The 15,502-nt window shown below is 66.5% G+C and carries 12 protein-coding genes; 8 read left to right on the forward strand and 4 right to left on the reverse strand.

What is annotated here, in order from left to right; genetic code table 11:
* The first annotated feature begins 181 nt into the window (after window positions 1-181).
* The 8 genes from BWR19_03865 (at window position 182) to BWR19_03900 (ending at window position 10,601) form a co-directional block, all read left to right on the forward strand.
* Window positions 182-1,297, forward strand: a complete 1,116-nt coding sequence (locus tag BWR19_03865; protein APX92142.1) for an AraC family transcriptional regulator — start codon at window positions 182-184, stop codon at window positions 1,295-1,297.
* A 129-nt stretch (window positions 1,298-1,426) separates the two neighbouring features.
* Entirely contained in the window at window positions 1,427-2,146 is a 720-nt protein-coding gene (locus BWR19_03870) for a monofunctional biosynthetic peptidoglycan transglycosylase (protein APX92143.1), read from the forward strand.
* 126 nt (window positions 2,147-2,272) lie between these two features.
* Window positions 2,273-3,250, forward strand: coding sequence for a peptidase M19 (locus tag BWR19_03875; GenBank protein APX92144.1), 978 nt, complete (start codon window positions 2,273-2,275; stop codon window positions 3,248-3,250).
* 330 nt (window positions 3,251-3,580) lie between these two features.
* Window positions 3,581-4,126, forward strand: coding sequence for a hydrocarbon binding protein (locus BWR19_03880; protein ID APX92145.1), 546 nt, complete (start codon window positions 3,581-3,583; stop codon window positions 4,124-4,126).
* 24 nt (window positions 4,127-4,150) lie between these two features.
* Window positions 4,151-6,226, forward strand: a complete 2,076-nt coding sequence (locus BWR19_03885) for an N-methylproline demethylase (GenBank protein APX92146.1) — start codon at window positions 4,151-4,153, stop codon at window positions 6,224-6,226.
* A 289-nt stretch (window positions 6,227-6,515) separates the two neighbouring features.
* Window positions 6,516-8,519, forward strand: coding sequence for a (Fe-S)-binding protein (locus tag BWR19_03890; GenBank protein APX92147.1), 2,004 nt, complete (start codon window positions 6,516-6,518; stop codon window positions 8,517-8,519).
* On the forward strand, window positions 8,519-9,805 hold the full coding sequence (locus BWR19_03895) for an electron transfer flavoprotein subunit alpha (protein ID APX92148.1): 1,287 nt from the start codon (window positions 8,519-8,521) through the stop codon (window positions 9,803-9,805). The genes BWR19_03890 and BWR19_03895 overlap by 1 nt, the downstream gene beginning before the upstream one ends.
* Complete coding sequence (locus tag BWR19_03900) at window positions 9,795-10,601, forward strand: electron transfer flavoprotein subunit beta (GenBank protein ID APX92149.1); 807 nt, start codon at window positions 9,795-9,797, stop codon at window positions 10,599-10,601. Before BWR19_03895 ends, BWR19_03900 begins: the two co-directional genes overlap by 11 nt.
* 177 nt (window positions 10,602-10,778) lie before the next feature.
* Here BWR19_03900 and BWR19_03905 read toward each other — a convergent pair whose 3' ends face one another.
* The 4 genes from BWR19_03905 to BWR19_03920 all read right to left on the reverse strand — a co-directional run bounded on the left by BWR19_03905 (window position 10,779) and on the right by BWR19_03920 (window position 15,367).
* Entirely contained in the window at window positions 10,779-12,353 is a 1,575-nt protein-coding gene (locus BWR19_03905) for a glycine/betaine ABC transporter (GenBank protein ID APX92150.1), read from the reverse strand.
* A 261-nt stretch (window positions 12,354-12,614) separates the two neighbouring features.
* On the reverse strand, window positions 12,615-13,568 hold the full coding sequence (locus BWR19_03910) for a sensor domain-containing diguanylate cyclase (GenBank protein ID APX92151.1): 954 nt from the start codon (window positions 13,566-13,568) through the stop codon (window positions 12,615-12,617).
* Entirely contained in the window at window positions 13,561-14,367 is an 807-nt protein-coding gene (locus BWR19_03915; GenBank protein APX92152.1) for a diguanylate phosphodiesterase, read from the reverse strand. Before BWR19_03915 ends, BWR19_03910 begins: the two co-directional genes overlap by 8 nt.
* Before the next feature lie 64 nt (window positions 14,368-14,431).
* Window positions 14,432-15,367 carry an EamA family transporter gene (locus tag BWR19_03920; GenBank protein ID APX92153.1) on the reverse strand — a complete coding sequence of 312 codons (936 nt, stop codon included), beginning with the start codon at window positions 15,365-15,367 and terminating at the stop codon, window positions 14,432-14,434.
* Window positions 15,368-15,502 lie beyond the last annotated feature (135 nt).

Here is a 15,502-nt window from a genome sequence, read left to right on the forward strand (position 1 = left end):
ATTGTCGCAGATTACTGCATCCCGTCGATGCGATAGGCAAATTTGAGCTGTGTTGACGGCGCGATGCGATTAGATTGCCGGGAAACGTGCCTATTCGCGACAGGCAAGCGACACCTAATAACGACAACAGCGGTCGCCGGTGATACCGGCGTCCACTAAGCCAACCGTGCTGGAGTGACCCATGACATTTTCCCCCCAGGCCGCACGACCCACTGCCGCACCCCAGACCCTGGGCTTTCTGCTGCTGGACAACTTCACCCTGATCTCACTGGCCTCGGCCATCGAGCCGCTGCGCATGGCTAACCAGTTGGCCGGTCGTGAGCTCTACCGCTGGTATACGCTGAGCCTCGACGGTGGACCGGTGCGTGCCAGTGACGGTCTGCAGGTGACCCCGGATGCCGCCACCGCTACGCCGCTGGCGCTCGACATGGTGATCGTCTGCGGCGGGGTCGGGCCCAGCCGCAGCGTGCAGCGCGAGCACGTTCACTGGCTGCAGTCCCAGGGCCGCCAGTCGCGGCGCCTCGGCTCGGTGTGTACCGGCAGCTGGGCGCTGGCTCGCGCGGGGCTACTCGACGGCTACGAGACCAGTATCCACTGGGAGTGTCTGGCGGCCATGCAGGAAGCCTTCCCGCGGGTGGCGCTGACTACCCGGCTGTTCTCCATCGACCGCGATCGCGCCACCGCCTCCGGCGGCACCGCGCCGCTCGACATGATGCTCAACCTGATCGGTCGTGATCACGGCCGCGAGCTCTCGGCGGGCATTTCCGAGATGTTCATCTATGACCGAGTGCGCAACGAGCAGGACCAGCAGCGCGTGCCGCTGAAGCACGTGCTGGGCACCACCCAGCCCAAGCTGCTGGAGATCGTCGCCCTGATGGAGGCCAATCTGGAGGAGCCGATCGGCCTCGACGAGCTGGCCCACTATGTCGATGTGTCGCGGCGACAGCTGGAGCGGCTGTTCCAGAAGTACCTGCACTGCTCGCCGTCGCGCTACTATCTCAAGCTGCGCCTGACCCGGGCGCGGCAGCTGCTCAAGCAGACGCCGATGTCGATCATCGAAGTCGCCTCGGCGTGTGGTTTCGTCTCTACCCCGCACTTCTCCAAGTGCTACCGCGAGTACTTCGGCATGCCGCCGCGGGACGAGCGGCTGGGTATCTCGCGGCCGGGGCAGTACGCAGGGGTGGCCGTGGTCCATCCCGTCGCTCAGGCCGATGCCTCCCCGGAGCTGGTATCGAGCGCCGTGCTGGCGCTGGCCCAGGCTCGCGGCGAGCCGACCTATGCCAGCGTGCCGCTCTAGACGCGTCCTCTCCTCAAGCAGTGCCTGGCGCTGCGTTGAGAGCGTGCCCCGCTAAGCGGGGCACGCTTGTTATACTGCGGCCGTAGGCAATCCCGGGCGCATGGCGCCATCGATCCAAGGAGTTCTGCTATGGCCCTGGCCTGGCGACACCGAGTCTCGCTACGCGGCGTACTGCGTGGCCTGCTGTATGCGGTGATCGGCTTCGTCGCCGTGTCGGTACTGGCGGTGCTGCTGTTTCGCGTCGTGCCGGTGTTCGGCTCGATGGTGATGGTGGAGCGCAAGGTCGAGTCCTGGGTGGCTCGTGAGCCGATCCGCATCGAGCACCAGTGGCGCGCCTGGGGCGATCTCTCCGACCACGCCAAGCTGGCGGTGATCGCCGCCGAAGACCAGCGCTTTCCCCATCACCGTGGCTTCGACGTCGACGAGATGCGCCGCGCGCTGGAAGCCAGCCGCCAGGGCGGGCGGCTGCGCGGTGCCAGCACCATCAGCCAGCAGACCGCCAAGAACCTGTTCCTGTGGACCGGGCGCAGCTGGCTGCGCAAGGGGCTCGAGGCGTGGTTCACGCTGCTGATCGAGGCGCTGTGGCCCAAGGAGCGCATTCTCGAGGTCTATCTCAATATCGCCGAGTGGGACAGCGGCGTTTTCGGCCTGGAGGCCGCCGCCCAGCACTACTTCGGCGTCTCCGCGGCGCAGCTCAACGCCCACCAGGCGAGCCGCCTGGCGGCGATATTGCCCAGCCCGCGCAACTGGAGCGCCTCGCAGCCCAGCGCCCACGTCGAGCGCCGCAGCGCCTGGATCCGCCAGCAGATGAACAACCTCGGTGGAGCCAGTTACCTGGAGCAGCTCTGAGGTCGCCTATCGAGATTACGACAGCCGTGACGCTTTTGGGATTTCCCCCGTCGTTTCCAAGCGTCGCCTGCGCCTAGGGCGGCGCTATGCTGCCGGCAAGTCCACGTCACTGCCGGAGCAATCCCCATGTCCCCGCTCGACCTGCATAACGATTCCGTCGTCATCGACGGCCTGATCATCGCCAAATGGAACCGCGAGCTGCTCGAGGATATGCGCCGCGGCGGCCTCACCGCCGCCAACTGCACCGTCTCGGTGTGGGAGGGCTTCCAGGCCACCGTCGACAATATCGTCAAGTCCAACCAGCTGATGGCCGAGTGCAGCGACCTGGTGCGTCCGGTGCGCACCACCGCCGATATCAGTCGGGCCAAGGAGGAGGGCAAGACCGGCATCATCTACGGCTTCCAGAACGCCCACGCCTTCGAGGACCAGATCGGCTACGTCGAGATCTTCAAGCAGCTCGGCGTGGGCATCGTGCAGCTGTGCTACAACACCCAGAACCTGGTGGGCACCGGCTGCTACGAGCGCGACGGCGGCCTGTCCGGCTTCGGTCGCGAGATCGTCGCCGAGATGAACCGCGTCGGCATCATGTGCGACCTCTCCCACGTGGGCGGCAAGACCTCCGAGGAGGTCATCCTCGAATCCCAGAAGCCGGTCTGCTACTCCCACTGCCTGCCCTCGGGCCTCAAGGAGCATCCGCGCAACAAGTCCGACGAGGAGCTCAAGTTCATCGCCGACCACGGCGGCTTCGTCGGCGTGACCATGTTCACCCCCTTCCTGCGCGCCGGCATCGACGCCAACGTCGACGACTATGTCGAGGCCATCGAGTACGTGATGAATATCGTCGGCGAGGACGCCATCGGCATCGGTACCGACTTCACCCAGGGCCACGGCCAGGACTTCTTCGAGTGGCTGACCCACGACAAGGGCTACGCCCGCCGCCTGACCAGTTTCGGCAAGATCATCAACCCCGAGGGCATCCGTACCATCGGCGAGTTCCCCAATCTCACCGAGGCGCTGCTGCGCCGCGGCTTCAGCGAGCCCCAGGTGCGCAAGATCATGGGCGAGAACTGGGTGCGGGTACTCAAGGATGTTTGGGGCGAGTGACGATAGCGGCTGGGGCGACTCCTCAGCGAGGAGCGCCGGGGCCTATCGGCCAAGCAGCTCCGGCACCATAGCGAGGGGCGCCGGGGGTAGGTAGAAGAGGAGGTTTGCGCCATGGGTTCGGAGCACTGCTCCGAACGAGCTGGCCAAGGATGGCCAGCTCCGGTCCTGCAAGCGAAGCAGGATGCGTGAGCGCAGCAGGGCGCAAGGTAGCGCCCAGGGATGGGTTCACAGCGCCTCCTCGCAGACCTACCGCCGGATCAGGCCCGAGTGATGCCGCCAACGAAAACGACTTCGCCACATAACAACCAGCAAGATCCGAGGAATTCAACCGTGACCAAGATGGCCCCCGAACTGCCCATCGAGGTGGATAGCGAGACCGGCGTGTGGACCACCGACGCCCTGCCGATGCTCTACGTTCCGCGCCACTTCTTTATCAACAACCACACCGCCGTCGCCGATGCGCTGGGCGTGGACAAGTACGCCGAGATCCTCTACCACGCCGGCTACAAGAGCGCCTGGCACTGGTGCGAGAAGGAAGCCGAGTGCCACGGCCTGGAGGGTGTGGACGTCTTCGAGCACTACATGCAGCGGCTCTCCCAGCGCGGCTGGGGCAAGTTCGTCACCGAGGCCATCGACCTCGACGCCGGCACCGCCCGGGTGCGCCTCGAGCACAGCGCCTTCGTCTATCAACTGGGCAAGACGGGGCACAAGGAGGAGTACATGTTCACCGGCTGGTTCGCCGGCGCCATGGACCAGATCCTCGCCGTGCGTGGCAGCGCGCTGCGCACCGTCGCCGAGCAGACCCAGAGTGGCGCCGAGCCGGGCTGCGAGGTGGGCATTTTCGAGGTCAAGCCGCTGGCAGGCGACGCCCGCTAACCCCGGGCGCGAGGAGTAATAACCATGGCATTCGACGCAATCTTCGAGCCGATCCAGATCGGCAAGCTGACCATCCGCAATCGCGTGGTCAGCACCGCCCATGCCGAGGTGCACGCCACCGACGGCGGCATGACCACCGACCGCTACGTCAGGTACTACGAGGAGAAGGCCAAGGGCGGCTGCGGCCTGTGCATCTGCGGCGGCTCCTCGGTGGTCTCCATCGACAGCCCTCAGGGCTGGTGGAGCTCGGTGAACCTCTCCACCGACCGCATCATCCCGCACTTCCAGAATCTCGCCGATGCGGTGCATCAGCACGGCGGCAAGATCATGATCCAGATCACCCATATGGGGCGCCGTTCGCGCTGGGACGGCTTCGACTGGCCGACCCTGGTATCGCCCTCGGGGATCCGTGAGCCGGTGCACCGCTCGACCTGCAAGACCATCGAGGAGGAGGAGATCTGGCGCATCGTCGGTGACTTCGCCCAGGCTGCGCGCCGGGCCAAGGAAGGGGGGCTCGACGGGGTCGAACTCTCCGCCGTGCATCAGCACCTGATCGATCAGTTCTGGAGCCCGCGAGTCAACAAGCGCGAGGACCAGTGGGGCGGCAGCTTCGAGAACCGCATGCGCTTCGGCATGGAGGTGCTCAAGGCGGTGCGCGCCGAGGTCGGCGACGACTTTGCGGTGGGCATGCGCATTTGTGGCGACGAGTTCCACCCGGACGGTCTCTCCCACGACGACATGAAGCAGATCGCCGCCTACTACGACGCCACCGGGCAGGTCGACTTCTTCGGTGTGATCGGCTCAGGCTGCGACACCCACAACACCCTGGCCAACGTCATTCCCAACATGTCCTACCCGCCGGAGCCCTTCCTGCACCTGGCGGCGGGCATCAAGGAAGTGGTCAGCGTGCCGGTGATCCACGCCCAGAACATCAAGGACCCCAACCAGGCCCAGCGGATCCTCGAGGGTGGCTACGTCGACCTGGTGGGCATGACCCGCGCGCATATCGCCGACCCGCACCTGATCGCCAAGATCAAGATGGGCCAGGTCGACCAGATCAAGCAGTGCGTCGGCGCCAACTACTGCATCGATCGCCAGTACCAGGGCCTCGACGTGCTGTGCATCCAGAATGCCGCCACGTCCCGGGAGTACATGGGCCTGCCGCATATCATCCAGAAGAGCGAGGGTCCCAAGCGCAAGGTCGTCGTGGTCGGCGGTGGCCCCGGTGGCATGGAGGCGGCGCGGGTCGCTGCCGAGCGCGGCCACGACGTCACCCTGTTCGAGGCCGAGGAGGCCTTGGGCGGGCAGATCACTATCGCCGCCCAGGCCCCGCAGCGCGATCAGATCGCCGGCATCACCCGCTGGTATCAGCTGGAGCTGGCGCGCCTCGACGTCGACCTGCGCCTGGGTACCCGCGCCGATGAGGCGACCCTGCTCGACCTGCGCCCGGATATCGTGGTGCTGGCCACCGGCGGCCAGCCCTTCCTCAGCCAGTACCCTGAGTGGGGCTACGCGGAAAGTGCCGAGGAGAGCCTGGTGGTCAGTACCTGGGACGTGCTGTCCGGCAAGGTGGCGCCGGGCAAGAACGTGCTGATCTTTGACGCCATCTGCGAGTTCTCCGGCGTCTCGGCGGCGGACTACCTGGCCGACAAGGGCGCCAAGGTGGAGATCGTCACCGACGACATCAAGCCCGGCGCGGCGGTGGGTGGCACCACCTTCCCGACCTACTACCGCAGCCTTTACGAGAAGGAGGTGATCATGACCTCCGACCTGATGCTGCATAAGGTCTATCGCGAGGGCGATTCCCTGGTGGCGGTGCTCGAGAACGAGTACACCGGCGTCCAGGAGGAGCGGGTGGTCGATCAGGTGGTGGTGGAGAACGGCGTGCGGCCCGACGAGGCGCTCTACTTCGCCCTCAAGGAGCAGTCTCGCAATCGTGGCCAGGTGGACCTGGAGGCGCTGTACGCCGCCCAGGCGCAGCCTTGCCTGAGCGAAGAGGGGGCAGACGGCTTCCTGCTGTTCCGGCTGGGCGACTGCACGGCGCCGCGCAATACCCACGCGGCCATCTACGACGCGCTGCGGATCTGCAAGGACTTCTGACGGCGTATATGTGGTCGGGTGCAGCCCGAGGGTATGCACAAGCCGCGCCTTCAGCGATTCGCCCGAGGCGAGACGCCGCAACGCGGTTCTGCCGAAGGGATTCGGCAGAGGCGTGGGGGCCAGGGATGGCCCTTCCACGCCGTGACCGCAGGTTGCCAGTCGAGAGTCGGAATAGCGAACGCGCGGCGCGCTTGTGGATGGCCCTCGGCTGACAGCGCCGACAAGCGATGGCTGACCCCGTCAGGCCGCTAACGTCAAACCACCACTTCTAGCCTGCGAGGTGAGCGAGATGCTCGAGACCCTACTGCCGATACTCATCTTCGCCGCCCTGGGCCTGGCGGCGATCGGCGCCATTCGGCGCATACGCCTGTGGCGCCAGGGGCGGCCCTCCGCCGTGCCGCTGTTCAAGGGCTTGGCGGCCCTGCCGCGCCGCTACCTGGTGGACCTGCACCATGTCGTAGCGCGCGACAAGATGATCTCCAATACCCACGTGGCCACCGCCGGTGGCTTCGTGGCTGCCGCCGTGCTGATGATCCTGGTGCATGGTCTGGGGCTCGGCGCTTCAGAAAGAATGGGGCCCGTGCTTGGCGGGCTGCTGCTGGCGGCCAGCGCCACCATGTTCGTGGGCAGCCTGTTCGTGGCCAAGCGGCGCCGCCATCCACCGGCGCGCCTCTCCAGGGGCCCCTGGATGCGCTTGCCGAAGAGCCTGATGGCGTTCTCGCTGAGCGTGTTCCTGATCACCCTGCCGACGGTCGGCGTGCTTCCGCAAGACGCTGGTAGCTGGCTGCTGGCCCTGATGCTGAGCGCGTTGCTGGTCTGGGGCCTGGGAGAAATGGTCTTCGGCATGACCTGGGGCGGGCCCATGAAGCACGCCTTCGCCGGCGCTCTGCACCTGGCCTTTCATCGCCGGGCCGAGCGCTTCGGTGGCGGCCGTTCCACCGGCCTCAAGGCGCTGAACCTGGACGATCCCGGCGCCAAGCTGGGGGTCGAGACGCCCAGCGACTTCACTTGGAACCAGCTGCTCGGCTTCGACGCCTGCGTGCAGTGCGGCCGCTGCGAAGCCGTTTGCCCGGCCTTCGCCGCCGGCCAGCCGCTCAACCCCAAGAAGCTGATCCAGGACATGGTCGTCGGCATGGCCGGCGGCAGCGACGCGGCCTACGCCGGCAGCCCCTATCCTGGCAAACCGGTGGGAGAGCACCGCGGCGATCCGCAAGGTCCCATCGTCGCTTTCGAAGGCAAGGCCCTGGTGGATGCCGAGACCCTGTGGTCCTGCACCACCTGCCGCGCCTGCGTGGAGGAGTGCCCGATGATGATCGAGCACGTCGATGCCATCGTCGATATGCGCCGCCACCTGACTCTGGAGCACGGCAATACGCCCAACAAGGGTGCCGAGGTGCTCGACAACCTGATCGCCACCGACAACCCCGGCGGCTTCGATCCCGGCTCGCGGCTGCACTGGGCGGCGGATCTCAACCTGCCGCTGATGGCCGACGTCAAGCAGGCCGAGGTGCTGCTGTGGCTGGGCGACGGCGCCTTCGATATGCGCAACCAGCGCACCCTGCGCGCCCTGGTCAAGGTGCTGCGCGCCGCCGAGGTGGAGTTCGCGGTGCTCGGCGTTGAAGAGCGCGACAGCGGCGACGTGGCGCGGCGCCTGGGCGACGAGGCGACCTTCCAGTCACTGGCCAGGCGCAATATCGCGACCCTCGCGAAATACCGCTTCCAGCGCATCGTCACCTGCGACCCGCACAGCTTCCACGTGCTCGGCAACGAGTACGGCGAGCTGGGTGGAAACTATGAAGTGCGTCATCACAGCACCTATATCGCCGAGCTGTTCGAGGCGGGGCGGCTGCACTTCGCACCCTGGAAGGGCGGCAGCGTCACCTATCACGACCCCTGCTATCTGGGCCGCTACAACGGCGAGTTCGAGGCACCGCGCAACGTGCTCAAGGCGCTGGGCATTGAGGTCAAGGAGATGCAGCGCTCCGGCTTCCGCTCACGCTGCTGCGGCGGCGGCGGCGGGGCGCCGATCACCGATATTCCCGGCGAGCGGCGGATTCCCGATATGCGCATGAACGACGTGCGCGAGACCGGCGCCGAGCTGGTGGCGGTGGGCTGTCCCCAGTGCACCGCCATGCTAGAGGGGGTGGTGGACGGCCCCGCCGAGGTGCGCGATATCGCCGAGCTGGTGGCCGATGCCCTGGTGGCGAATCCTCAAAGGGAAGATCCAGCCGCCGGGTCAGCCGATTCTCCCCGCCGCGCCGCCGACAAGACGACCGCCGAGGAGGTGTCCTGATGAGCGAGATTCGTCGTCGCGATCCACGCCAAGAGTGGATCGCCCGCAACCGCCTGCATCCCGAGCACGCCAGCGTGCTGGCCGAACTGGGACAGGCGCTGGCTGCGATAGAGTGGATGGGGCCCAACGGGGTGATGCGCAAGAACCCTCGCGCCATCGGCTTTATCGGCCCCAATGGCGTTAAGCGCATCGACCGCAGCGGCGCCCAGCAGGGCGGTCATGCGGCGGGTGCAACCCGCCAGGCGGCCCAGGATAGCCGCCGCGAGGTCACCATCGAGGATCCCGCCTTCCTGGTGGCGGTGGTGCCGGACATGACCGGCGGGCGTCTCTCGGGTCACGACAAGGATCTGCTGGGCCTGGCCCGGCGCCTGGCCGATGCCGACCCCGAGCGCCCCGGCGCGGTGCTGGCGGTGGTCTTCGGCGAGCACAAGGAAGATGCCTTTGGCGAGGCAGGCATCGATCGACTGCTGCACATCAACGCTGACGCCTACACCGGCTTCGCCCCCGAGGCGCGGCTGGCGGCGCTGACCGCGTTGGAGCGCGAGTTGGCACCGCGCCACTGGCTGCTGCCCGACTCGCCCCTGGGCGGGGCCGATCTGGGGCGGCGCTTGGCGATGCGCCTGGGCAAGGGGAGGGACGAGCGCCCCGCCACCGGCGTCTGGCAGCTCGAGGCCGATGGCGAGGCCCCCTTGGGCTGGCGCTGCACCGCCCGCGGCGCGGCGGGGAGCCTGGATATCCAGCGCCCGCTGCCGAGGGTCGCGCTGGCGCTGGCCGAGTGTGCCGAGCCGGTGGACGAGACCCGACACGCCGCCGAGCCCTTGCGCCTCTCGGAGACGATCCCCAGCGCCTTCTCGCGGATCGAGGACCTGGGTCAGGTCGCCGTCGACCCGGCCGGGGTGGCGCTGGCCGAGGCGGAATTCATCCTCTCCGGCGGCAACGGCGTCCAGGATTGGGACGGCTTCCACCACGCCGCCAAGGTGCTCGGCGCCACGGAGGGCGCCTCCCGGGTGGCGGTGGACGATGGCTTCATGGCGCGCGATCGCCAGGTGGGGGCCACCGGTACCTGGGTCACCGCCCGCGTCTACCTGGCGGTGGGCATCTCGGGGGCCATCCAGCACCTACAGGGCATTCAGCGCTGCGACAAGGTGGTGACCGTCAATCTCGATCCCGGATGCGACATGATCAAGCGCGCCGACCTGGCGGTGATCGGCGATAGCGCCGAGATCCTCGCCGCCCTGGTGGCCAAGGTGGAACAGCAGCGAGGAGGACAGCGCGATGCGGCCTGAACAGCAGGGAGTCGAGGTGGCGGTACTGGTCTCGGTGGGGCGTCATCCGATTACCGGGCGGGCGCGCCGCGCCGATCAGGATGCCCGGGGGTTGGAGCTGGCCCTGGGCCTGGAACGCCAGCTGCCCGGTAGCCGGGTGAGACTGCTGCACGCCGGCCCGCGCGACGAGGAGAGCGAACTGGCGCTGCGCGGTTACCTGGGCATGGGGCTGGACACCCTGACCCTGCTCGAGCAGGCTGAGGGCTGCGATGCCATTCCTGCCCTGGCCGAGCACCTGGCCGCGGCGCCGCCGCAGCTGGTGATCACCGGGGCCCGGGCCGAGCGCGGCGAGGGCTCAGGGCTGCTGCCCTATGCCCTGGCCGAGCGCCTGGGCTGGCCGCTGGTCAATGGGCTAGCCGCGGTGGAGAAGGTGGAGAATGGCGTGGCAACGCTGCTGCAGGCCCTCCCGCGGGGGCAGCGGCGTCGCCTTGAAGTGCGGCTGCCGGCCATCATCAGCGTGGATGAAGCGGCGCCGGCGGCGCGCCAGAGCGCCTTCGGCCCGGCTCGCCGGGGCGAGCTGGCGGCCACTGCGGTGGCCGCTGAACCGGATCATGAGCTGGCCGAGTGGCAGCTGGCCCCGGCGCGCAAGCGGCCCAAGCGCCTGAAGATCGTCAAGGCGGCCTCGGCCCGGGACCGCTTCAAGGCCGCCGCCGCCAAGGCGGAGGGCGGCAGCGGCCAGGTGCTGGAGGGCGTCTCGGCTGAGCAGGGCGCCGAGGCGATCTTCAAGTTGCTGAAAGAAGAGGGCGTGCTGCGCTAGCCTTGTCCGAAGTACCCACCAAGCAATGACCCCGGCCAAGGCCGGGGTCATTGCGTTTAACCCGCTTTCGCTATGCAGGCGACAACGCCGTCAGCTCAGCATTGGCCACATGCGCCAATAAGCCACAACCCCGGCCGAGGCCGGGGTTGTGGCGTTACAGCAAGGGACGCTTGCGTATCAGGCCGGCTTGGCTGCCGCCAGCCCGCGCTGCTCCTCCAGCAGTCCCTTCACCAGGCAGAAGGCCATGCCCAGCAGCACCAGGGTGAAGGGCAGCCCGGTGGCCACGGCCCCTGCCTGCAACGCCCCCAGTGCCGTGCTACCGCCGCCGTAGAGCAGGATGCCCGCGATCACGCCTTCCAGCACCGCCCAGAACACACGCTGGCCACGAGGGGCGTCGGTCTTGCCGCCGGCAGTAATGTTGTCGATCACCAGCGACCCAGAGTCCGACGAGGTGATGAAGAAGATCAGCACCAGCAGGATCGCCAGGCTGGAGGTCAGGGTGGTTAGCGGCAACTGCTCGAGCATCTGGAACATCGCCAGCGAGACATCGCTGATACCGTCGGCCAGGGCGCCGACACCGGCGGCCGACTGGTCCAGGGCGGTGCCGCCGAAGGCGCTTATCCACACCAGGGTGACCAGGGTCGGCACCAGCAGTACGGCAATCAGGAACTCACGCACCGTGCGCCCGCGGGAGACCCGTGCGATGAACATGCCGACGAAGGGCGACCATGAGATCCACCAGGCCCAGTAGAAGACCGTCCAGCCGTGGTACCAGGTGGTGTCATCGCGTCCGATCCAGTTGGAGAGTGGCGCGATATGGCTAACGTAGGCCGCGGCGGTGCTCCACAGGTTGTTGACGAACAGCAGCACGCCGCCTGTGGCAATCACGAACACCAGCAGCGCCAGGGCGATCATCATGTTGATGTTGGAGAACAGCTTCACGCCGCCGTCGATGCCGCGCCACACCGAGAATAGCGCCACGGCAGTGACCAACACGATGATGGCCAGCTGGGTGCCGATGGTATTGGGCACGCCGAACAGGTAGTTGAGACCGCCCGCTGCCTGGGACGCACCGAAGCCTAGCGAGGTGGCCAGGCCGAAGATGGTGGCCAGCACCGCGACGATGTCGATGATGTGGCCAAACCAGCCGCGTACCCGTTCGCCGAGGATTGGCGTGAAAGCCGAGCGCAGGGTAAGCGGCAGGCCGCGATTGTAGGCAAAGAAGGCCAGTGACAGACCCACTACGCCATAGATCGCCCAGGGGTGCAGGCCCCAGTGGAACATGGTGGCGCCGATCGCCGCGCTGGCCCCGGCCGGGGTGTGCGCTTCGGCATTGAGCGGGGTGCCATACCAGTCGGTGTAGTAGGCCACTGGCTCTGCCACGCTCCAGAACATAAGGCCGATGCCCATGCCGGCGGCAAACAGCATGGCGAACCAGGAGGTGGTCGAGTACTCCGGCCGGGCCTTGCTGCCGCCCAGGCGAATACGCCCTACCGGCATCGCAATCAGTGCCAGACATAGCAGCACGAAGAAATTGCCGGCGATCATGAACAGCCAGTCGAAATACTCGATCGACCAGCCACGGGCCGCGGTGAGGTGGCTGTTGGCAGCATCGGGATAGATCAGTGCGAAGAGAATGAAGGCCAGGATGGCGAGAGCCGAGAGGGGGAAAACGGGATGATGGAAGTCCATCCCCAGCACCTGGGTATTGTCTTGCCCAGGCGACAGGATAGGCGCCTCGTCATGGTTCATGGGGTTACCTCGGGGGTTGTTATTGGTGTCTCTTGCTTGGTGCCGGTTGTGACGAAATACCGGGCTAGGCATTGTTGTGCCTACGGGACGGCGGCAGTGTCGTGAAAGCGACCTGTGGTTATCTTGATAGGTGTTGAATATGGCGCTATCACGCATGGCAGGGGCGCGTTTGCGCATAGCGGGTCTGCCAGGCGTGGCCTAGGCCGGTTCGCTGGTGTTTCGTCATGTCTGGCGATCAGGTGCCAGAGGGGGGAACGTGCTTCAGGATGGTGTGGCGGCGGTCTCGATGCGGTCCCGGCCGGCATGCTTGGCACGGTACAGGGCCTTGTCGGCCTGTTCGAGCAACTGGGTAGCGGTCTGGCCGTGATAACCCACCACGCCAGCCGATAGCGTAATGCTCAGCTGTCGCTGGGTGAGCGGCGAAGCGGCCAGCGCACGGCGCACTCGCTGCATGGCCTGCTCGGCGCCGCCGAGGTCGACGTTGGGCATGATGGCCAGAAATTCCTCGCCGCCCAGCCGAATCACCAGGTCGCTTTCACGCAGCTGGTGGCTGACCAGAGTCGACAGCTGCTGCAATACGTCGTCGCCCACGGCATGGCCATGCTGATCATTGACCTGCTTGAAGTGATCCAGGTCGAACAGGGCGATACACAAGTCGAGCCCATAGCGATTGCTGCGATGCATCTCTTCGCTGAGCCGGTCGAGGCCGGCACGGCGATTGAGCAGGCCGGTCAACTCATCGTGGGTGGCGAGATAGGTCAGGCGCTGATTCATCGCCTCCAGGTCGCGTTCGAGCTGCTTGCGGGCGGTGATGTCGACCACGAAGGTCACCTTGCGCGGCTTCCCGTCATCGCCATGGATCCTCACCGCGTCGGCAAGAATGGTGCGTGCCTCGCCGTCCTTGCGCTGTACCTCCCACTCGCCGCGCAACTCACGGGTCTCATCGCCGCTGATGAAGCGCCGATGAAGCTCATCCATGTAGTCGCGGTTGGCCGCAGGTACCACCACGGTGAACGACTCACCGAGCAGTTCCTCCGGACGGTACCCGTAAAATTCGCAGTAGGTGGGGTTGACCATCTCGAAACGACCGCCGGGGTCGGTGATGCAGATGCCCACCGGGGCGGCTTCGATGACCCGCTGGGTATTACGCTGGCTGCGGGCCAGCCGCTCCAGCCAGTCCTGCTCGAGCTGCCGCTCCAGCGGCGGATCAGCCATGCGGCATGCCTCCGTGCTGCTGCGCCTCGCTGCGCAGGTCGAGCAGCATCTCGCCCAAGGGGTGCTGACAGAGTGACTCCAAGGCCGGGCGTGCGAAGTAGAAGCCCTGCTGGCGATGGATGCCCTGACGGGCCAGCCACAGGGCCTCTTCGCGGGTCTCGACGCCCTCGGCGATCAGCCCGATATCGAGCTCCTTGGCCAGGCCGTGCACGGCGCGCAGGATCGCCTGCCGACGCAGGTCCTGGTCGCAGCCCATGACCAGCTCGCGATCGATCTTGAGCTTGTCGGGGCGCAGGTCGGTAAGCAGGTCGAGGTTGGCGTAGCCGTTACCGAAATCGTCGATGGCGGTGGTGAAGCCCATGTTGCGGTAGGCGTCGATGATGCCGCGCAGGTGGTGGCGGTCCTTGACCAGCTCGGTCTCGGTGATCTCGAAGACGATCCGATCGGTTGGCCAGCCGACCCGCTCCGAGACCTCCAGGGTGGCCTGGATGCAGGCGCTGGGCTCGTAGACCGCATTGGGCAGAAAGTTGATCGACAGGCGCTCCTGCATGCCCAGGCGGCTGGCCAGTTCGATGGCCTTGACCCGGCACGCCTGATCGAAGCGATACATCAGGTCCTCGGTGACCTTGGAAATAATGCTGTAGGCCGATTCGCCGCCGGGGCCGCGTACCAAGGCTTCATAGGTGACAATGCTGGCAGACTCGATATCGACGATGGGCTGGAAGGCCATCGTGAAATCGAAGGGAAGGGGAATGTCGCAGCGCCCGCACTGGCTGTCGACCCTGGCACAATGACCCATAAGCGTTTCCTGTTCTCTTGCCGATCTGATAATAAGGTTAGACGACTATTACCCTATTATCGGCTCATCTCGCCGGGACTTTAGCCGCACCCTTGGCGCTACTCTGCTTGCCCTTGACCGTCATCACCACGCCGCTAAGGGCGACGGCCATGCCAATCAGGGCAATGGGCGGCAGGCGTTCGCCGAACAGCCACCAGGCCTGCAGCGCGGTAACCGGCGGCACCAGATAGAACAGGCTCGCGACTCGCGATGCCTCGCCGCGCTCGATCAGCGCCATCAGCAGCAGGATGGCGGCAATCGACAGGATGCAGACCAGCCAGGCCAAGGTTAGCGCGAAGGTCGGCGTCCAGTCGATCTCGCGTGATTCGAACAGCAGCGCGCCCACGCCGAGTAGAGCGCCGGCCGCCAGGTACTGCACCACGGTGCCCGAGAGCAACGGCATGCCGCCGCAGAAGCGCTTTTGATAGAGCGTGCCGCAGGCAATCCCCAGCAGCGCCACCAGCACGGCCAGCAGCGCGGGCACGCCGAAGCCCTGGAACAGCGCCGCACCCGGATCGAGCTTGCTGCCCAGCACCATGGCGATGCCGACCAGGCCGAGGAACAGCCCCAGCCACTGCCAGCGCGACAAGCGTTCATCGAGCAGCGGTCCGGCCAATGCCGCGGTGAGCAGCGGCTGCAAGCCCACCAGCAGCGAGGCTAGGCCGGCCGGCATGCCCAGGTAGATGCCGTAGAAGACGCCGCCCAGGTAGGCGCCGTGAACCAGCAGGCCGCTGACGGCGATATGCCCCCACAGCGTGCCGCCGCTTGGCCAGCTGCCCTTCAGCACCACCACCAGCGGGGCCAGCAGCGCCAGGGTCAGAACGAAGCGCACGAACAGGAAGGTGAAGGGTTCGGCGTAGGGCAGGCCATACTTGGCACCAATGAAGCCGGTGCTCCACAGCAGCACGAAGAGGATCGGCATTGCGGCGAGGGCCAGGCGTGCAGAGCGTTGGACGGGCATCGGCGGGTTCCTTGTTACCCAGATGGGGAATCAAACGAGCCCAGAGATTACGCGCTGGTGGCGGTGGCGGAAAGTCACCGTGGTTCGAGACAGCGTATTGCGCCTGTCTTTTGTTGATAATGATTATCAAATGGT

The sequence above is a fragment of the Halomonas sp. 1513 genome (assembly GCA_001971685.1).
GTDB lineage: Bacteria > Pseudomonadota > Gammaproteobacteria > Pseudomonadales > Halomonadaceae > Franzmannia.

Coding starts and splice junctions, on each gene's coding strand:
- BWR19_03865 (APX92142.1), top strand. CDS start 182: ATGACATTTTCCCCCCAGGCCGCACGACCCACTGCCGCACCCCAGACC.
- BWR19_03870 (APX92143.1), top strand. CDS start 1,427: ATGGCCCTGGCCTGGCGACACCGAGTCTCGCTACGCGGCGTACTGCGT.
- BWR19_03875 (APX92144.1), top strand. CDS start 2,273: ATGTCCCCGCTCGACCTGCATAACGATTCCGTCGTCATCGACGGCCTG.
- BWR19_03885 (APX92146.1), top strand. CDS start 4,151: ATGGCATTCGACGCAATCTTCGAGCCGATCCAGATCGGCAAGCTGACC.
- BWR19_03890 (APX92147.1), top strand. CDS start 6,516: ATGCTCGAGACCCTACTGCCGATACTCATCTTCGCCGCCCTGGGCCTG.
- BWR19_03895 (APX92148.1), top strand. CDS start 8,519: ATGAGCGAGATTCGTCGTCGCGATCCACGCCAAGAGTGGATCGCCCGC.
- BWR19_03900 (APX92149.1), top strand. CDS start 9,795: ATGCGGCCTGAACAGCAGGGAGTCGAGGTGGCGGTACTGGTCTCGGTG.
- BWR19_03905 (APX92150.1), bottom strand. CDS start 12,353: ATGAACCATGACGAGGCGCCTATCCTGTCGCCTGGGCAAGACAATACC.
- BWR19_03910 (APX92151.1), bottom strand. CDS start 13,568: ATGGCTGATCCGCCGCTGGAGCGGCAGCTCGAGCAGGACTGGCTGGAG.
- BWR19_03915 (APX92152.1), bottom strand. CDS start 14,367: ATGGGTCATTGTGCCAGGGTCGACAGCCAGTGCGGGCGCTGCGACATT.
- BWR19_03920 (APX92153.1), bottom strand. CDS start 15,367: ATGCCCGTCCAACGCTCTGCACGCCTGGCCCTCGCCGCAATGCCGATC.